The organism is Pseudarthrobacter sp. CCNWLW207 (assembly GCF_037203945.1).
Classification (GTDB): domain Bacteria; phylum Actinomycetota; class Actinomycetes; order Actinomycetales; family Micrococcaceae; genus Arthrobacter.
The window spans coordinates 73,251-92,975 of the sequence record NZ_JBBCBS010000008.1 but is presented as its reverse complement, the minus strand read 5'-3'; the positions used below and the strand labels follow the sequence as shown (position 1 = coordinate 92,975).

At 65.3% G+C, this 19,725-nt stretch carries 19 protein-coding genes; 9 read left to right on the top strand and 10 right to left on the bottom strand.

Going from position 1 to position 19,725, the window contains the following annotated elements:
- Positions 1 to 19 precede the first annotated feature (19 nt).
- From V9L17_RS15125 to V9L17_RS15095, 7 genes are all read right to left on the bottom strand, one after another.
- Positions 20 to 391 carry a hypothetical protein gene (locus V9L17_RS15125; protein ID WP_337352107.1) on the bottom strand — a complete coding sequence of 124 codons (372 nt, stop codon included), beginning with the start codon at positions 389 to 391 and terminating at the stop codon, positions 20 to 22.
- Between the two features lie 273 nt (positions 392 to 664).
- On the bottom strand, positions 665 to 1,090 hold the full coding sequence (locus V9L17_RS15120; RefSeq protein ID WP_337347415.1) for a heat shock protein transcriptional repressor HspR: 426 nt from the start codon (positions 1,088 to 1,090) through the stop codon (positions 665 to 667).
- A gap of 15 nt (positions 1,091 to 1,105) precedes the next feature.
- Positions 1,106 to 2,077: a DnaJ C-terminal domain-containing protein gene (locus tag V9L17_RS15115; RefSeq protein WP_337347416.1), complete on the bottom strand. Its 972-nt coding sequence runs from the start codon at positions 2,075 to 2,077 to the stop codon at positions 1,106 to 1,108.
- Positions 2,078 to 2,174: 97 nt separating this feature from the next.
- Complete coding sequence (locus tag V9L17_RS15110; RefSeq protein ID WP_337347417.1) at positions 2,175 to 2,882, bottom strand: nucleotide exchange factor GrpE; 708 nt, start codon at positions 2,880 to 2,882, stop codon at positions 2,175 to 2,177.
- A 2-nt stretch (positions 2,883 to 2,884) separates the two neighbouring features.
- Positions 2,885 to 4,762 (bottom strand): molecular chaperone DnaK, encoded by a 1,878-nt coding sequence (gene dnaK, locus V9L17_RS15105; protein ID WP_337347418.1) that lies wholly within the window; start codon positions 4,760 to 4,762, stop codon positions 2,885 to 2,887.
- 221 nt (positions 4,763 to 4,983) lie between these two features.
- A complete protein-coding gene (locus tag V9L17_RS15100; protein ID WP_337347419.1) occupies positions 4,984 to 5,214 on the bottom strand; it encodes a hypothetical protein in 231 nt (76 codons plus the stop codon).
- A gap of 122 nt (positions 5,215 to 5,336) precedes the next feature.
- The gene (locus V9L17_RS15095; protein WP_337352035.1) at positions 5,337 to 6,068 is read right to left on the bottom strand and encodes a TetR/AcrR family transcriptional regulator; all 732 of its coding nucleotides are present in this window, start codon (positions 6,066 to 6,068) and stop codon (positions 5,337 to 5,339) included.
- 129 nt (positions 6,069 to 6,197) lie between these two features.
- Between V9L17_RS15095 and V9L17_RS15090 the strand changes: the two genes are divergently transcribed.
- Positions 6,198 to 7,127: an NAD-dependent epimerase/dehydratase family protein gene (locus V9L17_RS15090; RefSeq protein ID WP_337352034.1), complete on the top strand. Its 930-nt coding sequence runs from the start codon at positions 6,198 to 6,200 to the stop codon at positions 7,125 to 7,127.
- Positions 7,128 to 7,166: 39 nt separating this feature from the next.
- Here V9L17_RS15090 and V9L17_RS15085 read toward each other — a convergent pair whose 3' ends face one another.
- Positions 7,167 to 9,377 (bottom strand): MMPL family transporter, encoded by a 2,211-nt coding sequence (locus V9L17_RS15085; RefSeq protein ID WP_337352033.1) that lies wholly within the window; start codon positions 9,375 to 9,377, stop codon positions 7,167 to 7,169.
- A 211-nt stretch (positions 9,378 to 9,588) separates the two neighbouring features.
- On the opposite strand from V9L17_RS15085, the gene V9L17_RS15080 reads away from it, so the two are divergent.
- The 5 genes from V9L17_RS15080 to V9L17_RS15060 all read left to right on the top strand — a co-directional run bounded on the left by V9L17_RS15080 (position 9,589) and on the right by V9L17_RS15060 (position 14,570).
- Positions 9,589 to 10,113: a MarR family winged helix-turn-helix transcriptional regulator gene (locus tag V9L17_RS15080; RefSeq protein ID WP_337352032.1), complete on the top strand. Its 525-nt coding sequence runs from the start codon at positions 9,589 to 9,591 to the stop codon at positions 10,111 to 10,113.
- A gap of 109 nt (positions 10,114 to 10,222) precedes the next feature.
- Entirely contained in the window at positions 10,223 to 11,041 is an 819-nt protein-coding gene (locus V9L17_RS15075; protein ID WP_337352031.1) for a methyltransferase domain-containing protein, read from the top strand.
- A 109-nt stretch (positions 11,042 to 11,150) separates the two neighbouring features.
- Complete coding sequence (locus V9L17_RS15070; RefSeq protein ID WP_337347425.1) at positions 11,151 to 11,774, top strand: LysE family transporter; 624 nt, start codon at positions 11,151 to 11,153, stop codon at positions 11,772 to 11,774.
- Between the two features lie 136 nt (positions 11,775 to 11,910).
- Positions 11,911 to 12,468 (top strand): low molecular weight protein-tyrosine-phosphatase, encoded by a 558-nt coding sequence (locus V9L17_RS15065; RefSeq protein WP_337347426.1) that lies wholly within the window; start codon positions 11,911 to 11,913, stop codon positions 12,466 to 12,468.
- Positions 12,465 to 14,570 carry a chorismate-binding protein gene (locus tag V9L17_RS15060; protein ID WP_337352030.1) on the top strand — a complete coding sequence of 702 codons (2,106 nt, stop codon included), beginning with the start codon at positions 12,465 to 12,467 and terminating at the stop codon, positions 14,568 to 14,570. The genes V9L17_RS15065 and V9L17_RS15060 overlap by 4 nt, the downstream gene beginning before the upstream one ends.
- An 8-nt stretch (positions 14,571 to 14,578) precedes the next feature.
- Here V9L17_RS15060 and cls read toward each other — a convergent pair whose 3' ends face one another.
- Positions 14,579 to 16,054 carry a cardiolipin synthase gene (cls, locus tag V9L17_RS15055; protein ID WP_376046801.1) on the bottom strand — a complete coding sequence of 492 codons (1,476 nt, stop codon included), beginning with the start codon at positions 16,052 to 16,054 and terminating at the stop codon, positions 14,579 to 14,581.
- A gap of 94 nt (positions 16,055 to 16,148) precedes the next feature.
- Here cls and V9L17_RS15050 point away from each other — a divergent pair, with 94 nt between their 5' ends.
- The 3 genes from V9L17_RS15050 to V9L17_RS15040 all read left to right on the top strand — a co-directional run bounded on the left by V9L17_RS15050 (position 16,149) and on the right by V9L17_RS15040 (position 18,957).
- Positions 16,149 to 17,093, top strand: coding sequence for an aminodeoxychorismate lyase (locus V9L17_RS15050; protein ID WP_337352029.1), 945 nt, complete (start codon positions 16,149 to 16,151; stop codon positions 17,091 to 17,093).
- Between the two features lie 209 nt (positions 17,094 to 17,302).
- Entirely contained in the window at positions 17,303 to 18,343 is a 1,041-nt protein-coding gene (locus V9L17_RS15045) for an NAD(P)-dependent alcohol dehydrogenase (protein ID WP_337352028.1), read from the top strand.
- 149 nt (positions 18,344 to 18,492) lie between these two features.
- Positions 18,493 to 18,957: a pyridoxamine 5'-phosphate oxidase family protein gene (locus tag V9L17_RS15040; protein ID WP_337347430.1), complete on the top strand. Its 465-nt coding sequence runs from the start codon at positions 18,493 to 18,495 to the stop codon at positions 18,955 to 18,957.
- Between the two features lie 38 nt (positions 18,958 to 18,995).
- Here the strand turns inward: V9L17_RS15040 and V9L17_RS15035 are convergent, their stop codons facing one another.
- Positions 18,996 to 19,703 carry a TetR/AcrR family transcriptional regulator C-terminal domain-containing protein gene (locus tag V9L17_RS15035; protein WP_337347431.1) on the bottom strand — a complete coding sequence of 236 codons (708 nt, stop codon included), beginning with the start codon at positions 19,701 to 19,703 and terminating at the stop codon, positions 18,996 to 18,998.
- Positions 19,704 to 19,725 lie beyond the last annotated feature (22 nt).

Genomic DNA, 19,725 nt, shown 5'->3' with positions numbered 1-19,725 from the left:
GTTTGACGTTCACGATCCCCTAGCCCATCGCGGGGGCCGCCGCCGTGCGGGAGCTGAACTGGCGGCGGGCCCAGCGGGCGAGCTTCTTGCCCTTGCCCTTCCACCAGTTGTCCTCGTCGGTGTCGTGGTGGAGCCGGAAAATGATCATCACCATCACGAACATGGACATCACCACGTCCATCCAGGACCAGGTCACAGCACCGATCAGGACGCCCGACCCCGTGGAAACAATCGACGGAATGGCCAGCGTCCTGAAGACTGTGGAGGCAACATAGCGTCGGTGCGACCTCGGTACAGACATCTCCCGCACCATGTCGAAGCAGACGCAAACCACCACTACCACCTGCCCGATGGCCAGCAGGATCTGCCCCGGCACTGACCCGGCGAACATGATGAATGAGGAACCGAACACTCGAATGCACCCCCAGAAGGCTTGAAACCGCGCTGTGAGACTCAGCTGCAGGTTCCATTCAAGCCAGTGGCACGCACCCCGTCACGAGTAGTGGGTACTCGAATTGATCGCTGACCCTCGCCCGGAATTACTCGCCCGGAGGCTTGTCGCTGCTGAAACAGCCCAGTTTTGGTCTGCTTGCCCGCAAACCACAGGGGGTTGCTGTGCGCCAGGGCTTCAAAGCTGGGCTGTTTCAGCGTTCGCCAGGAGGAATTAGTTGCCCAAGGCGCGCGGCCGCCAAACCACCACGGCCTGCGACCTTGCACGGGGGCGCTGGCCACGGGCGAGGCTCACTACGTCGCCGGCCGCGCCGGCCGCGAAGATCCTTGAGTCCAGGGGATCACGACGGCGGCCCAGTTCCTCGGTCAGTTCGGTCACCCTGCGCTGCAGTGCGGCCACCTGGTTCTCAAGTTCAAGGATCCGCTTGATGCCTTCGAGCGAGACCCCTTCGTGCGAGAGCCGCTGGACCTCGCGGAGCATGTTGACGTCCCGCTGCGAATAGCGGCGCGACTTACCTGGAGCCCTGCTGGGTGAAACGATCCCGAGCCGGTCGTACTGCCGCAGCGTCTGCGGGTGCATGTCCGCAAGTTCGGCCGCCACCGAGATCACGAAGATCGGCTGGTCAGCATTGATGTCCACGGCTTCGCTCCGCCGCTAGAGCCGGGCCTTGGCGGCCAGGCCCTGCCGGACATCGGCGTCAGCCGTGGCTTCGGCGAACGCCTTCACCGCGGCCTCCGCCTCTTTGTTCAGGTTCTTGGGAACCGCGACGTCGATGGTCACCAGGAGGTCGCCAGTAGCCTTGGACGTCTTCACGCCCCGGCCCTTGACCCGGAGGGTGCGGCCGGACGGGGTACCGGCCGGAACGCGGACCTTCACCTTTTCGCCGTCGATGGTGGGAACCTCAATGTCGGCGCCCAGGGCAGCTTCAGGGAAGGTGACCGGTACGTGGATGCGGAGGTTGTCGCCGTCGCGCGTGTAGAAATCGTGGGGCCTGACCGAGACGGTCACCATGAGGTCGCCGTTGCCGGCCGGGCCGGGCTGGCCCTTCCCGCGGACGCGGACTTTCTGGCCGTCCTTGATACCGGCGGGAACGCGGACGTCAATGACTTCGCCGCTGGGTTCCCGCAGGCCGATGGTCGTGCCGCGGATGGACCCGGCAAAGGAGATGCTGGTGGTGGCGGTGCGGTCGGCGCCCTTGGCTGGCGGGCGCTGGAAGCCGGGCTGGCCACCGAAGCCACCGCCGAACAGGTCAGCGAACTCGGGCGGAATACCGCCGGAGGTACTGAACCCGCCGGCGTGGCGTCCCGCGTTGCCGGTGAACAGTCCACCGAACATGTCCTCGAAGCCACCATTGGCCGCGCCGGCGCCGCCCGGGGCGAACCTGGCCCCGCCGCCCATCGCACGGATGGCGTCGTACTGCTGGCGCTCGTCCGGATCCGAGAGCACCGAATAGGCCTCGGAGATGTCCTTGAACTTCTTCTCCGACGCAGAGTCCCCCGAGTTGGTGTCCGGGTGGTGCTGGCGGGCAAGTTTCCGGTAGGCCTTCTTGATGTCGGCGTCGGAAGCGTCCTTGGCGATACCAAGGATCGCGTAAAAGTCCTTGTCCACCCAATCCTGGCTAGCCAATGGCGTTTCCTTTCAAAAATCTGTGCCGAGATGACAGTTCGCGCCAATGTTCTGTCGAATCACTGCCGCGAACTGTCATCTCGATATGGGGCTAATGCTACGCAGGGACTGCCACAATAACCTGCGCTGCGCGGAGGACGCGTTCGCCTGACTTGTAGCCGGAGCGGAGCACCTGGCTGACGGTGTCAACCTCGATGTCATCGCCCGGCTGCTGGATGAGGGCCTCGTGGATCGTGGGATCGAACTCCACTCCGGTCTCATCGATGCGGACCAGGCCGTACGTCTTCAGCGCGTTCTCCAGCTTGGTGGCGATCGCGGCGAACGGGCCGTCGGCCAGGTCACCATGCTGGCGGGCAGCATCGACGTCGTCCAGCACCGGCAACAGGGAGTTCAGGACGCCGATGACGGCCATCTCCCCTGCCACGGCGCGGTCGCGTTCGACGCGCTTGCGGTAGTTGACGTACTCAGCCTGGAGGCGGAGGAGGTCGTTCTTCAGCTCAGCCGCTTCAGCTGAAGAGCCCCCCGGAACGCCCTGGGCCACGGATTCCTCGGCAGGCACCTCAACGCCGTTGAGGATTTCCTCGGCCTGGGCCAGGGCGTCGCCGTCGGTGTCCGCCGGCTCGGCGGCCGGGGAACCAGCCTTGGCGGCTGCTTCCCCTTCCGGGTGCCGGGCCTGCCCGGTCACCGGGTCAACCTTGCGGTTGTCCCGGATGACCGGCTCCTGGTGGCCGTTGCCGTTCTGCCCCGCGCTGCGGTCGTGGCCTGATGAAGAGTTGTGCTCTTCCTCGTTACCGTGGTGCGGCATGGCTACTTCTTCGCTTCGTCTTCGTCGACAATCTCGGCGTCGACGATGTCTTCATCCGCAGCCTTATCACCGGCAGGGGCGCCCGTTGCGCCTTCGGCACCTGCGGCACCGGTGGCGCCGTCGGGGGAACCGGCCTGGGCGTAGATGGCCTCGCCGAGCTTCGTCTGGGAAGCCTGCAGCTTCTCGAACGCGGTCTTCACGGCGGCGTCATCCGTGCCTTCGAGGGCCTTCTTGAGGGCGTCGACGTCGGCCTGGACCTCGGTCTTGACCTCTTCAGGCAGCTTGTCGGCGTTGTCGGCGATCAGCTTGTCCACGGAGTAGGCCAGCTGCTCAGCCGTGTTGCGGGTGTCGGTCGCCTCGCGGCGGGCCTTGTCCTCGGCTGCGTGCTCCTCGGCGTCCTTGACCATGCGGTCGATGTCTTCCTTGGAGAGGCTGGAACCGCCCGTGATGGTCATGGACTGTTCCTTGCCGGTGCCCTTGTCCTTCGCGGAGACGTGGACGATGCCGTTGGCGTCGATGTCGAAGGTGACCTCAACCTGCGGGACACCGCGCGGAGCCGGCGCGATGCCGGTCAGCTCGAACGTGCCCAGCGGCTTGTTGTCGCGGGTGAATTCGCGCTCGCCCTGGAAGACCTGGATCGCCACGGACGGCTGGTTGTCGTCAGCGGTGGTGAAGGTCTCGGACCGCTTGGTGGGGATGGCGGTGTTGCGCTCGATCAGGTGCGTCATCACGCCACCCTTGGTTTCGATGCCGAGGGACAGCGGGGTGACGTCGATCAGCAGGACGTCCTTGCGCTCGCCCTTCAGCACGCCGGCCTGGAGTGCTGCGCCAACGGCCACAACCTCATCCGGGTTGACGCCCTTGTTGGGTTCCTTGCCGCCGGCGAGTTCCTTGACGAGGTCGTAGACGGCGGGCATACGGGTGGAGCCACCAACGAGCACGATGTGGTTGATGTCGGAGAGCTTGATGCCGGCTTCCTTGATGACATCGTGGAACGGCTTCTTGGTGCGTTCCAGCAGGTCCTTGGTGAGGTCCTGGAACTTGGCGCGGGTCAGCTGCTCGTCCAGGTGGACCGGGCCGTCGGGGGTGACGGACAGGTACTGGAGCGAGACGTTGGTGCTGGTGGAGGAGGAGAGTTCCTTCTTGGCCTGCTCGGATGCCTCACGAAGGCGCTGGAGGGCGATCTTGTCCTTGGAGAGGTCGATGCCCTTGACCTTGAGCTGGTTCAGCAGGTAGTCCACGACGCGCTGGTCCCAGTCGTCGCCGCCGAGGCGGTTGTCGCCGGCGGTGGAGCGGACCTGGATGGTGGAGAAGTTGTCTTCGTCCTTGCCAACTTCGAGCAGGGAGACGTCGAACGTACCGCCACCGAGGTCGAAGACCAGGATGAGTTCGTCTTCCTTGCCCTTGTCCAGGCCGTAGGCGAGTGCTGCAGCGGTGGGCTCGTTGACGATGCGCAGGACGTTCAGGCCGGCAATCTCGCCGGCTTCCTTGGTGGCCTGGCGTTCGGCGTCGTTGAAGTACGCGGGAACGGTGACCACTGCGTCGGTGACCTTTTCACCCAGGTAGGCCTCGGCGTCGTTCTTCAGCTTCATGAGGATACGCGCGGAGATTTCCTGCGGGGTGTACTTCTTGTCGTCAATGGCGACGCTCCAGTCAGTGCCCATGTGGCGCTTGACGGAGGTGATGGTGCGGTCGATGTTGTTGACGGCCTGGCGCTTGGCGATTTCGCCAACCAGGACTTCGCCGGACTTGGAGAATGCAACGACCGACGGCGTGGTGCGGCCACCCTCGGCGTTGGCAATAACGGTGGGCTCGCCACCTTCGAGAACGGAGACGACGGAGTTGGTGGTTCCGAGGTCGATACCTACTGCACGTGACATGTGTTGCTTCCTTCTTTCCTTGGAAACTTGCTGGCGCCCCAGGATTGAGCGTTCTACACTCAACTTTACTCAGGGGGCTACCGATGTCAATCCAACTTGAGCGAAGTACGCTCAACTGTGGATGCGGCTGCAGGCACAGAGCCGCGTTTTCCGCGTCTTTGCAAGCATTAAGCCCGACGGCGGCGGCTCACCGTTTCGCTGTAGGAGAACCTTGAGGAGGCCTACCGAGAGTTCGGATCGCCGTGCAGGGGACCCCGCTCCTCGTCCGTGGTGTTGACCTGGCCATCGATAAGCTCCTCGCGAATGGCATCCGCCGGGTCGTCGGCAGGGGCTTCCACGCTGCCAACGTCCCCATAGTCCCCCTCCGCGTACTGCCCGCCCTCGCCCTCCATCCCCGGGGCTGAACTACCTTTCCGGGACTCCTCCCCGGGGATTTCCTGGTTCTCGGTCATGGCGCACCTCTCCTTTGAGTTCCGCGTCCAGGCGGCCGCATTTTGGAGTCTACCCAGCGGCCCGCCGGCAAAACAGGGGTGGTTTTTTGGCGGCACCGGCGCCCGCCGGAGGCGCAGCCACCTCAGGCTTCGAGCCCCACCAGCTTCGCCAGCACGGCCAGATGATGCTCAAAGAGTTCATCACGTGCACTGAAGGTGTCCGCTCCGTACTGGCCAAAAACCTCGAAGCTCACCGTTCCAAAGAGTGACGTCCACACGAGGGCACCGTTCGCCAGCAGCCCCTCCGGGACGGCAAGCCCCAGTTCGTTTCGGATGGCTTCCATGTCAGGAGACAAAGCGGAAGGCACGACGGCGGTGGGCGCCGCCGTCATCAGCCCACCCGCGCGGTAGGCGGCGTCGAGAATGCCGATCAGGCTGTAAACCACGCGGGTTCCAGGCGTGGTGGTTCGCCCGGCCGGTGCCTGGTAACCGGGCACCGGACTGCCGAACAGCAGCCCGTAGCGGGCCGGCTCACGCAACGCCCAGTCCCGGACGGCCCGGCCCAGGGCCTTGAAGCGCCCGGCATGGTCCCGCGGGGACACCGCTTCCACCGCCATATCGACGGCGTCGCCAAGTTCATCGTAGGCATCCACCAGCAGGAGGGTGAGGAGTTCGTCGCGGTTGGCCACGTAGCGGTAGACGGCAGAGGAGACCACGCCCAGGTCCCTGGCGACGGCGCGCAGGGACAGTGCTGCCGCACCATGGCTGGCCAGATGCTCCCTGCCCAGCCGGACAATGTCCGCAACAGTCTGGGCCCGCGCGCGTTCCCGCGGCGTCCTGGGCATGGTTTGCATCTCTGCTGCAGCGTCACTCATGGATCCAAGCATCGCACAAGGCAGAGCACTGTCAACAAATGAGAGCACCGCTCTTGACAAGGCGTATCGAGTGGATGCAGGCTTATACGAGAGCAGTGCTCTCAAAGCCCATTCCTTGAAGGAGAAGTCATGAGCAATGTCTACGTTGTCACCGGAGCCGGCCCCGTAGGCTGGACCGTGACTGAACAGCTCGCCGAGCAGGGGAAGAAGGTCAGGATCCTTACCCGCTCGGGCACCGGACCTGAGCATCCCCTCGTGGAGCGCGTCAAGGCAGATGTCCAGGATGCCGCACAGGTGCAGGGCGCCTTTGCGGGTGCCGTCGCCGTCTTTCATTGCGTTCACGGCTCTGCTTACACCGTTGACGCGTGGCAAGCCGAACTGCCCCGGGCCGAGCAAACGGTGCTTGCGGCGGCAGGCGAGGCGGGCGCCGTCGTCGTCTTTCCCGAAAGCCTGTACTCGTACTCCGAACCCGGGCACCCGATGACCGAGGCAGGTCCGCGGACCGCCCAAGGCGGCAAGCGAGGCGTGCGGACGCAACTGTTGAAGGCGCGGGATGCCTCACCAACGAACACCGTCAGCGTAGTGGCCGGCGACTTTTTCGGACCGCGCGTCAGGACCTCCCACGCCGGCGAGCGAATGGTCCCCGCCGTCCTGGCGGGCAAGAGGATTTGGGTGATCGGGAGCACCAGCCAGCCCCATTCGTTCACCTACGTCCCGGACCTGGCCGCGGCGATGATCCATGCCGCGCAGACGCCTTTGCTCTGGAACCAGGTATGGCACGCCCCCACCTTGCCGGCAGTCACTCAGCGGCAACTGGCGACGGCCTTCACCGAGGCCGGCGGAGTGGAATCACCGAAGATGGTGGCGGTGCCGGGCTGGGCGCTCCGTGCTCTCGGGGCCTTCTCGAAGGATGTCCGCGAACTCGCCGAGATGCTCTACCAGTTCGAGAAGCCGTTCGTGATGGATTCGACGCCGAGCCAAACGGCCCTGGGCCTTCGCCCCACGCCACTTCCGGAGGCAGCCGCGGCCACGGTGGCCTGGTGGCGCGCGCAGAGGTGAAGTCCCAAGCCGGGCCGGCCGCAACGCGCCCCTGCAGTCCTAGCGGCGACCGGCGCCCTCGGGCTCCAGGGCGTCACTGCCACGCAGGCCGGCCGCGTCCAGTTCCGGCTTCCCCAGCCTGGACGGCCACCAGATGCGTGGACCGATGTCGTACGCCAGCGCCGGAACCAACAGCGAGCGCACCAGGACCGTGTCCAGGAGGACGCCGAAGGCCACAATGAACGCCAATTGCACGAGGAACATGATGGGAATGACCCCCAGGGCAGCAAACGTTGCAGCGAGCACCACACCCGCCGAGGTGATCACTCCTCCGGTCACGCCAAGCCCGCGCAGGATGCCCGGCCTGGTCCCGTGCTTGAGGGACTCCTCCCGCACGCGGCTCATCAGGAAGATGTTGTAGTCCACGCCCAGAGCCACCAGGAACACAAAGCCGAACAGCGGCACGGTGGCGTCGGCGCCCGGGAAGCCCAGCAGGTTATTGAACACCAGGGCCGACACGCCCATCGCGGCTCCGTACGACAGGACGACGGAGAGCACCAGCAGGACCGGCGCCAGTACCGAGCGGAGCAGCAGCATCAGGATGAACAGGATGACCACCAGCACGATGGGGATGATGATCACGAGGTCGCGCTGGGCGGTGGTGTTGGTGTCCAGGGCCGTGGCCGTCACGCCGCCAACCAGGGCGCCGTCGTCGACCGTTTTCACGTCCTCGCGCAATACCTTGACGGCCTCCTCGGCCTCGATGGAATCGGCGGCGAAGTTGAGCGTGGCGTTGATCAGCACTTTCCCTTCGCGGACGTCCGGCTCGCTGGGAGTGCCCGGGACACCTTGCTGGCCGGAAATGATCGGCACGCTTCCTTCAGCCAGGAGGTAGGCATCCCCCACGCCGTCGGCTGCCTTCACCTTCTCCAGCACCTCGTCAGCTCTGCCTTCGTCCGCCACCACGACGGCGGGGCTGCCGCTGCCGGCGTCGAAATGGCGCGCCAGCGCGTCCTGGCCGTCCACCGCGTTGGAGGCTGACAGGATGACGTCCGTTTGGGGCACGCCGTTGGCCTTCAGCTGCAGCACTCCGGCCGAAGCCACAAGCAGCAGCATGACTGACGCGATCCAGACCGTCCGTGGGCGCCGCGCCACCAGCGAACCGGCGGCCCGCCAAATACCCTTCTGCCCCTCCAAGCCGGTGACCAGGTCAGGCTCGCGCTCGCCGGCCGGGACCAGCTTGGGACGGAACGGCCAGAATGCGGCCCTGCCCAGGAGGGCCATGATTGCAGGCAGCAGGGTCAGGGCGGCGAAGAGTGAGCAGAGAATGCCAGCCGCGGCCACGGGGCCAAGTGCCTTGTTGGAATTCAGGTCCGAGAAGAGCAGGCAGAGCAGTGCGATGATCACTGTGGCGCCGGAGGCCAGGATCGGTTCGAAGGACGCTTTCCAAGCGGTCAGGACGGCGGCAGTCCTGTTGGTGGTGTGGGTCAGCGCTTCCCGGAAACGTGCCACGTAGAGCAGGGCGTAATCGGTGGCGGCGCCGATCACCAGGATGGACAGGATGCCCTGGCTTTGGCCGTTGAGCTGGATCCAGCCGAGCTTTGCCATGCCAAACACCAGCAGGATGGCGGCGCACAGGGCGAAGACGGAGGTCAGCAGCACCGCGACAGGGAGGAGGAGCGAACGGTAGACGATCAGCAGGATGACAAAGACAGCCCCCAGTGCCACCAGCAGGAGGATTCCGTCAATGCCCGCGAAAGCACTGACCAGGTCGGCGGTCAACCCAGCGGGCCCCGTGACGAAAGTCTGCATGCCCACAGGCGCGGCGTCCGCGAGGAAGTCCCGCAGCTCCAGAACCGATTCCTTGACCTCGTCGGAGGACCCGATCGGGGCGATGAACTGCACGGCCTCGCCATCCTCCGACGGGATGGGCCCGATCACGGCACTCCCCAGCGCCAACTCCTCCAGCCCGGCCTTCAGGGACGCCAGCTGGCCAAGTTCTGCGGGGCTGATGGCGGCGCCGTTCTCAATGACGATGACCGCCGGGATCTCGTCCGAGTCGCGGAACTTCGCCTGCCAGTCCTGCGCGGCGGTGGCCTCGGCGCCGGCAGGAAGGAAGGAGGCCTGGTCATTCGAGGAGACTTCGTCGAGCCGGCCGAACGTGGGGCCGCCCACCCCGGCGATGGCCAGCCACGTGAGCACCAGCAGCACCGGGATGAGCCAGCGCAGCCAGAACGGGACCCGCGCGCTGTGTTGGGGACTGGATTTCATGATTCCTTCTGGGCTGGGGGACGGAAGAGTACAATTGATTCCATCATAGAGTATCTCCACCATGGAGAGATATAGCACTGGAGATATAAGGCTGGAGACATAGCCATGGGGAAATACTGCCCTGGAGCAGTTCTCCGGCGGACTCCGCTCATCGGGCTGCGCTGCAGTAATATCCGTCAGGGCATCAAGCGGCGAGCGAAGGAGGCGGAACATGGCAGACGAAGCATTCCAGCGCCCCACAAACGCAGGCCCCCAGTCGCTGGTTCGCCTGCTTCAGGACTTCACCCTCGAGGCCAACCGCTATGTGGATACGGCGGGCGGACGGAACGACATGCACCGCACGGACCTCAATGCCCTCGCCGTCATCATGCGCCACACTGCCAAGGGCACCGTGGTCACCCCCGGCATTCTCCGCAAGGAACTCAACCTGAGTTCACCGGCAACCACCGCGCTGATCGACCGGCTGGACCAGTCCGGACACGTCGTCCGGGAACGGCTCGGCTCAGACCGGCGGCAGGTCCAGCTCCGCATGACGCCCAAGGCGTTCCAGGACGGCGGAGCCATGTTCATGCCGCTCTCGCGCCACATGGGCACGGCCATGGCCGAGTTCTCGCCCGAAGAGCTGGAGCTCGTGACCCGTTTTATGACCGCGATGGTGGAGGCCACTATCGCAGCCCGCCAGGAAGCGTCCAACGGCGGCCCGGCCCAGTCTCCCCCGCCTCACCCAACTAAGTAGCAGCAGATGTCGTTTTGAGCCCTCATAACGACATCTGCTGCTACTTAGTTGGGTGAAGGCACGACGGCGGTTCCTCCCATTCGAGCTACCGCGGCGGTAGCGTTTGGTTATGAGTGCGCAGCAGCCTGAAGACGACGTGTACACCCACGGCCACCACGAGTCGGTGGTCCGCGCCCATGCGTCCAGGACGGCGGAAAATTCAGCGGCCTTTGTCCTTCCGCACCTCACCCCCGGAACTTCAGTACTCGACGTAGGCTGCGGCCCCGGGAGCATCACCTGCGACTTCGCAGACCTGGTGGCACCGGGAAAGGTCACTGGCCTGGACCGGGCACCGGACATCATCACCCAGGCTTCGGCGCTGGCCGCTGAACGCGGGGTGGCAAATGTGGAGTTCCTGGCCGGGAACATCTACGACCTCGATTTCGAGGACGAGACGTTCGACGTCGTTCACGCCCACCAGGTGCTGCAGCACCTCACCGACCCCGTGGAGGCCCTGCGCGAAATGCGCCGGGTCTCCAAGCCGGGCGGGATCGTGGCAGTGCGCGACGCCGACTTCCACGGCATGAGCTGGTACCCCGCCTTCCCGGAACTGGACGAATGGATGGAGCTGTACCAACGCATCGCCCGCCGCAACGGGGCCGAGCCCGACGCCGGGCGCCGGCTGGTTTCGTGGGCACAGTCCGCCGGTTTCACCGATGTTGCGCCCACCAGCAGCAACTGGCTCTACGCCACTGGGCAGCAGCGAAGGTGGCAGGCCCGCGTGTGGGGCGAGCGCGTGCTGCATTCAGCGTTCGCGGAACAGGCGTTGGAGTATGGATTTGCCAATGCCGCGGACCTGGCCAGGATTTCGGCGGGCTGGCACCGCTGGGGATCCACCGACGACGGCTGGTTCCTGATCCCGAACGGCGAGGTGATCGCCCGGGCGTAGGACCATGGGCTGTCGTTGTCCGCATGCGGCGCTTAACCTGTTCCGGCCACCACGAGCCGCCAAGACAGCCCGTGACAGCCCTGTGCTGAACCGGCACTAAACTTGGGAGGTGCAATTCTCCCTTTGGCTCGCCCTCGCGGGTGCCGGCGTCCTGGTCAGCTTCACACCGGGAGCCGGTGCGATCAACACCATGAGCAACTCCCTGACGTCAGGGTTCCGCCGTTCCATCTGGGGGATCCTGGGCCAGCAGGCAGCCCTGGTCATCCACGTGATGGTGGTTGCACTCGGAGTGGGCGTCCTGGTGGCGAGTTCCCCCGTCGCCTTCAACGTGATCCGCTACGCCGGAGCGGCCTACCTGGTGTACCTGGGCATCCGCCAGTTCCTGAGCAAACCCCAACCCGACCAGGAGGCTGCCGAGTCGCTCCGGAACGAGCCCGCGGGGTCCATGTTCCGGCGCGGTCTGTGGGTCAACCTGCTGAACCCCAAGGCCATCGTCTTTTTCCTTGCATTCATGCCGCAGTTCATCCGGCCCGAACAGCCGCTGCTCCCGCAGTATCTGGTGTTGACGGCCACCGTCGTAGTCATTGACATCCTCGTCATGTGGTTCTTCTTCGCCACTGCTGCCAAGTCCTTCCAGCGATTTACCCATACCGCCCGCGGACAGCAGATCCTCAACCGGATCTTTGGCATTTTGTTCGTGGCCGTCGGCATTCTCCTCGCCCTGATCCACTGACCAACCGCTTGATCGTGGTTCAAAAGAAGCACACTGCAACCGCATCGTGACCATTTATGCAATTCTCTTTACGAATCCGTGAAACATGCCGAAAACCGGCTAGCCAAGAGCGGCGGTATCCCGCATGCTTAGCACCATGAACTCATCGTCGAGCCCATACCGGATCATTGCCGTCTGCACCGGGAACATTTGCCGGTCCCCCATGGCCGAGCTGATGCTGGCTGCGGCGCTTGAAGCGTCCGGGCTTGACGGCGAGGTGACGGTGGACTCTGCAGGGACCACAGGCTATGAGGCCGGGCGCCCCATCGATCCGAGGGCAGCCCGCCGGCTCGCAGCCACGAAGCTCACCTCCGACCGGCACATTGCCCGCGAGTGGCAGGCCGGCTGGTTCGGCGAACGGGACCTGATCCTCGCCCTGGACATCGACCACTACGCCTGGCTGCGCGAAAACGCTCCGGACCAGGAATCCATGGATAAAGTGCGGATGCTGCGCAGCTTCGATCCGAAAGTAGCCAGCAAAGACCTGCTGGACCAGGGCATCGAGGACCCCTGGTACGGCGGCCAGGCTGACTTCGACGTCGTGTGGCACCAGATCCAGACCGCACTGCCGGGGATCATTGAGCACGTCCGGTCCGTCATCCGGAGCCGCGACCGGAGCAGGCAGCAGGAGCAGCAGGTACGCTCTATTTCATGACCCCCGCACCTGTGATCATCGCCGTCGACGGGCGATCCGGCGCAGGGAAAACCACACTAGCCATCGAACTGGCCGCGCGGCTCCGGAACCACCACAAGGTCTCGCTCTTCCACCTGGAGGACATCTACCCCGGCTGGAACGGCCTCGCAGCCGGTATCGAGCGCTATGTCTCCACGGTCCTCACCCCCCTGAGCCGCGGCGACCGCGCCACGTGGACAAGCTGGGACTGGGAAAAACATTACGACGGCGACATCCGGGTCACGCTGCCCGCCGAGATCGTCATCATCGAGGGAGTCGGCTCCGCGGCAGCCGAAGCCCGCCTCATGCTGGACGCCGTTGTCTGGGCTGATTCGCCGGACGATGTCCGCCGGACCCGGGCGCTGGACCGTGACGGAGGAACGTACGAGCCGTACTGGGATCAATGGGCGGCCCAGGAAGACGCCTGGCTTGCCGGCGACGACGTCCCGGCCCACGCAGACATCCGCGTCCTGAACGAGGCAGACGGCTCCGCGCCCACCGATGTCCTGCAGCTCCTGCCCTACCTCCCCTCGCTGGCAACCGTGCTGGTCCCCGAACTGTCCGCAAGGCGCGGCCTGAGGCTCCGTACGGAACGGCTGGACTGCCGGCCAGACGCGGCCGCGCTGTTCGCGGACTTGTACGGCAGCTCGCGCAACGCGGTATGGCTGGACTCCTCGAACGCCCCGTCCGCCCCGCCGTTTGGGCCTTCCCCGGCAGCGGAGCGCAGCCGCTTCAGTATCCTGGCGGACGACGGCGGCATGTTCGGCCAGGTGGTCACGCACCGGTCAGGCGAGAGCCTCATCGCCGCAGGCAGCGCCACCGCACGCGTGCCGGGCCCGTTCTTCCGCTGGCTGGACACGGTTTGGGGCCGCCGGGCGGTCCGCACCCCGGACGATTATCCCGGTGACTTTGCGCTCGGCTGGCTGGGATGCCTGGGCTACGAACTCAAGCGCGAGACGGGCGGCACGGATGTTGCCGCTCCAACCCCGGATGCCGCCCTGATCTTCGCCGGAAGGGCTGTTGTCCTGGACCACGCCGAGGGCACAGTTTGGCTGCTCGCCCTCGAATCATCGGATGCAGGCAGCTGGCTCGCATCGGCACGCGCCGCCGTGTCCACGGCGGCTCCGGCAGCAGCGCCGGAAGCAGCCCGCGACGACGCCGGGATGACGGACCGCGCAGGCGGCAGCAACGCCGTCGTCCGTCCACCGGTATTCAGCAGCCGCGACACCGAACTCGACTACAAACACAAAATTGCGGCCGCCCAGCACGAGATCGGGGAAGGAAACTCCTACGAGGTCTGCCTCACCACCACGCTCACGGCACAGGTGCCTGCGGCTGAGGCTGCGCCCTGGGCCACCTACCTGGCCCTGCGCCGCAGGAACCCCGCCCCATTCGCCAGCTACCTGCGGTTTGGCGGGTTGACCGTGGCCAGCACGTCGCCGGAACGGTTCCTGAAGATAGCTTCCGACGGCGGCATGCGGGCCGAGCCGATCAAGGGCACCCGCCGCCGGGCATCAGATCCCGCGCGGGACGCGCAGCTGCGCCGCGACCTGGAAACTTCACTCAAGGACCGGGCAGAGAACATCATGATCGTGGACCTGCTGCGGAACGACCTTAGTCACTTCGCCGAACCCGGGTCCGTCACGGTCAGCAGGCTGTGCGCGATCGAAAGCTACGCCACCGTGCACCAAATGGTCAGCACTATCGACGCCCAGCTGCTGCCTGGATCGCCGCGGGCCGAAGCGGTGGCGGCGTGCTTCCCGGCGGGGTCGATGACCGGGGCCCCGAAGATCAGCACCATGGCCATCCTCGACCGGTTGGAGCAGGGGCCGCGGGGCCTGTATTCCGGGGCCATCGGCTACTTTTCGCTGAACGGCGCCACGGACCTGGCCGTTGCCATCCGCACCTTGGTGATCAATTCCGCCGCCGGGGACGGCAGCGGTGATGCGGCGACGGCGGAACTGACTCTCGGCGTCGGCGGTGCCATCACCTCGGACTCCGTTCCGGACGAGGAGTACGACGAAATCCGGGTTAAGGCCTTCGGTGTGCTGTCCGCGCTGGGCGCCGACTTCCCCGATTCCTGAACCTGGGGTTACTGGACAGTTGCGGTCAGCCTGGCCACGTTATCGATGTAGCGGGCGGCGAGCGGCCGGTTCAGCCAGTCCTCGAGCCTGAGCTCATGGGAGATGTCGCGGTAGGTGTCCTCCACCGCGCGCATCTCATTGACGATTTCCGCGCCCAGGAGCATCACCGACACTTCCATGTTCAGCGAGAACGAACGCATGTCCATGTTGCTCGAGCCCAGGACCGCCACTTCGTCGTCGATCGTGAAGTGCTTGGCGTGGAGCACAAATGGAGCCCTGTAGAGGTAGATCTTCACTCCAGCTTCCAGCAACGCCTCATAGTAGGACTGCTGCGCGTGGTGCACCAGGAACTGGTCCCCCTTCTCGGAGACGAACAGTTCCACATCCACGCCCCGCTGCGCCGCCGTCGTGATGGCGTAAAGCAGCGAGTCGTCGGGCACGAAGTAGGGGCTGCAGATGGAGATCCGGTGCTGGGCGGAGTAGATCAGCGTGGTGAACAGCCGCAGGTTGTTTTCGGTGATGAACCCCGGCCCGCTGGGAACCACCTGTGCGGTGACGTTTCCGGGAGCCGGGTTGGCCGGAAGCTGCAGCTGGTGTTCCAGGGACTCGTCGGTCTCGCTGAGCCAGTCGGTGGCAAAGACCACGTTGAGCGTGGTGACGATGGGACCGCGCAGGCAGGCCATCAGCTCCACCCATTCGCGGCCCGCCTTGCGGTGCTTGGGGTTGTTGTAGGAGGGCTCGATCAGGTTCTGCGAGCCAGTGAAGGCGAGTTCGCCGTCGATCACCATGATCTTGCGGTGGTTGCGCAGATCCGGCCGGCGCCACTGGCCGTGGATGGGCAACAGCGGGAGCATGCGCTTCCACTGGATTTTTCCTGCCCGAAGCCGTTTGAGCAGCTTGCGGTAGCCCTTGATCCGCAGGGTGCCGATGTGGTCGAAAAGCACCCGGACTTCAACGCCCCGCTCAGCAGCTTCTTCCATCGCGGTGAGCAGGTCATCGGTGATGTGGTCCGTGCTCATGATGTAGAACTCGGCGTTGATGAACTTTTTGGCTTTGCTCACCGCCTCGGTCATGGCCAGGATCGAGTCCGGATAGCCGGGAATGAGGTCCACCGAGTTGCCGTCCACCATGGGAAGGGAGCCCAGCCTGCGGTTCAGCTCTCCGGCGGAGGTGACCCATTCCGGTCCCGGGTATTCACTTTCGACGTCGGCGAGCGCGGAGATGCCCGAACGCACCCTGGCGTTGACGGTCTCCTGCTGTTCGCGGCGGCGGCTGGAGAGCTTGAAGTTGCCGAACAGCAGGAACAGGACCAGTCCCACGAAGGGGACAAAGAAGATGACAAGCAGCCAGGCCATGGCGGTGGTGGGACGCCGGTTGCCGGGGATGATGCCCAGGGCCGCCACCCGGATCACCAGGTCGGCGGCGGCCAGCAGCAGGGTCAGCCAACCCGGCACGGTGCCGGCAAGGGAAAACGGCCACAACACTTCAGAACCCCCGGACTGTGTGCGCCCTCCGGACGGGTTCCGGCCAGGGCGATGACCACAGCTTAGCCGCGGGCAGCCGGACTAAGCTGGAGCCATGACTTCTCCTGCTTCCGTGGTGCTCGTTTTCCTGGATTCCGAGTTCCCTGCCGGCCGGCTGGCCGACGCCTCACAGCCCCAACTGATGGCCACTGATCAGGGGGCAACGCGCGGTGACGGTGTTTTCGAGACCATGCTGGCCGTGGGCGGAGCAGTGCGGAAGCTCCAAGCGCATTTGAACCGGCTGGAAGGTTCGGCGGAGGCACTGGACCTGGTGATTCCAGGCCAGGACCAATGGCGCGCGGCCATCGGAACAGCCGTGGAGGAACACCGGACCCAGCATCCCGCATCCTCACCGGCGGAGGACGAACTCGTGGTGAAGCTGGTGGTGACGCGCGGAGTGGAGGGCGCCGCCACTCCCACATGCTGGGTCCAGGTGTCCCCCGTAGGCGCCGCCAGCCGCCGCCAGCGCGAAACCGGAATCGACGTCATCCTGCTGGACCGCGGTTATGACAGTGGCGTTGCCGAACGCGCGCCATGGCTGCTGATGGGCGCCAAAACCCTGTCCTACGCGGTGAACATGGCGGCGTTGCGGCATGCCCACAAACTGGGCGCCGACGACGTCATCTTCACGTCCTCCGACGGACGCGTCCTGGAGGGTCCCACTTCCACCGTGCTGCTCGCGCACGTGGAAACGTCCGACGACAGCGGTGCCGCAGGCAGCCGCACCGTCAAGAGGCTCATCACGCCGCAACTGGACAGCGGCATTCTTGCCGGGACATCCCAGGGTGCGCTCTTCACCGCCGCCAAAGCCGCGGGGTGGGAACTTGGCTACGGCCCCTTGGAGCCGCAGGACCTCCTGGATGCCGATGCCGTCTGGCTCATTTCCAGCATCCGGCTGCTTGCTCCCGTGAACCACATTGACGGCAAGGAAATTGGAACGCCAGCCGTCCAGAAGCAACTGACGGCCGAACTGAGCGAGCTGTTCGCCGGGATCCAATAGGCCTGCCTGCGTGCCCGTCTGCGTGCCTGCCTGCCTGCCGGGACGGCCGCGCACTCTTTTAGGCGAGGGCTGCCCCGTGTTCCCGTGGGAGGCTCTGCCAGTACCTGTACCAGCAGGGCCTTCCACCCAGCTGCGCCAGAGGGTTTGCTGATTAAGTAGCGATATCTTCCACCCAACGAAGCGATCCCATACCCAACTTACGGAGAACAATGCTTACCGCTAATGCTTACGCTGCCACGTCCGCAACGGGCGACCTCATTCCCACCACCATCGAACGCCGCGATGTCGGCGCCCATGACGTCCTGATCGAGATTAAGTTTGCCGGCATCTGCCACTCAGATATCCACACCGTCCGCGGCGACTGGGGACCCCAGCAGTACCCGCTGGCGCCCGGCCATGAAATCGCCGGCATCGTCACGGAGGTCGGTTCCGCCGTCACCAAGCACGCCGTGGGCGATCGGGTGGGCGTGGGCTGCATGGTCAACTCCTGCCGCGAATGCGTCAACTGCCAAAAGGGTGAGGAGCAGTACTGCCTCAACGGCATGACCGGCACGTACGGCGCCGTGGACCGCGACGGCACCATCACCCAGGGCGGCTACTCCACGCACGTGGTGGTGACCGAGGACTTCGTGGTCACCATCCCGGAAGGGATCGAGCTCGACGCCGCCGCTCCCCTGCTGTGCGCGGGCATCACTACGTACTCCCCGCTGCGGCACTGGGGCGCGGGCCCCGGTAAGAAGGTCGCCGTCGTCGGCCTTGGCGGCCTCGGCCACATGGCCGTCAAACTCGCGCATGCCATGGGCGCGGAGGTCACGGTGCTCTCCCAGTCGCTGAAAAAGCAGGAGGACGGGCTGAGGCTCGGCGCGGACCACTACTACGCCACAAGCGACGAAACCACGTTCACGGACCTGGCCAACACGTTCGACCTGATCATCAACACCGTCAGCGCACCGATCGACATCAGCGCCTACCTGCAGCTGCTGACCCTCGACGGCGCCCTGGTGAACGTGGGCGCTCCGGCCGAGCCGCTCCCGGTCAACGTCTTCTCACTGATCCTGGGACGGCGCTCCTTCGCCGGGTCAGCGATCGGCGGCATCCGCGAGACCCAGGAAATGCTCGACTTCTGCGCCGAACACAACCTCGGCGCCGAGATCGAGGTCATCCCGGCGAGCAAGATCAACGACGCCTACGAACGCGTGCTGGCGTCCGACGTGCGCTACCGGTTCGTCATCGACACCTCAACGCTCTAACCCTCGGATGCGGCGGGGAGCCTGCGTCGTTTTGCAGGTTCCCCCGCCGCGCCCGCGGAACCGGCCGCTGCCGGAAGCGGGGCGCAGCTCCCAACCGGGCGGGCACAACCCCCTTTTGGACCGGCCGCAGGAGCCGTAGGGTGTGGTCCATGACCTCCACCGAAGTGCCTGATGACAAATTGACGTTCGACGAGTGCTGGGAACTGCTGGCCGATGAGACCCTGGGGCGGATCGCCGTCATCGTGGACGACCATCCTGAGATCTTTCCGGTGAATTTCGTGCTGGACCGCCGGAGCCTCGTGTTCCGGACCTCCGGAGTTACCAAGCTTTGGGCAGCGCTGACGGAGAAGCCGGCAGCGCTGGAATGTGATGGTTATGACCCGCACACAGAAACAGCCTGGAGCGTGGTGGCCCGCGGCGACATTGAAGTGATCGAGGACCCGGAAGACAAGGCCGCCGTGGACAACCTCAACCTGGAGCCCTGGCACCCTGGCGCGAAGAACCACTACGTACGGCTCACGCCGCGCGCCCTGACCGGGCGCCGTTTCAAGGTCAACAAACCGGACGTCTGGAACACAAGGCTGTCCGACCGCCGTCGCGCTTCATTCGAGTAGTACGACGGCGCGCTGCCGAGTTCATTGGCGCCGCAAGCTCATGGTGTTGCGGCGATTGCCCGGGAAAGTTGCGTCTCCAGCCCGGACAGCAGAATGGTGATCCCCTGGTCGAGTTCCGCCTCGCCGTCGTAATCAGCCAAGACCGGCGCCAATGCCCGGAGCCGGGGGAAGTCCTTGGCCGGCAAGCGGTGCAGCCCCAGCCGTAGGAGGGCTTCGTTTTCCTCCGGGTCCACGATGAACTCCTGGAGCTCGTTGAGGATGTGGCCGTAGAGGAAGCCGTAGTACGCCCGGTACACGTGCAAGGCATCCGTGGGCGTGAACCCGGCGTCGATCAGCAAGCCCAGGATCTGCTCCAATGGCCGCACGGTACCCAACGGCCGCAGGCCCAGGGGCGTGGAGAGCGGCCGTGTCACCAGCAGGGGAATAACGTTTGGGTGGCGGAGTGCCAGGAGCCGCAGGTCGTGGGCAATGCGGCGCAGCTGCGCCTTCCAGTCGGGATCGGCCGGGAAGATGGCGAGCTCATTGAGGACCATCTCGGACACCCCGTCCAGCAGGGCGGCGCGGTTCTCTGCGTAGCGGTAGAGGCTCATTGGATCGCGTTCCAGCACCTGCCCCAAGCGGCGCATCGTCAGCGAGTCGAGGCCCTCGGAATCCACGAGTTCCAAGGCCGCGGAGAGCACCAGTTCCCTGCTCAGGCGCGGCTTGGGGCTCGCCATTTCATTCTCCGGACTCTTCGGGGAGGGCATGGGATTCCATCCTGTGCGTTGT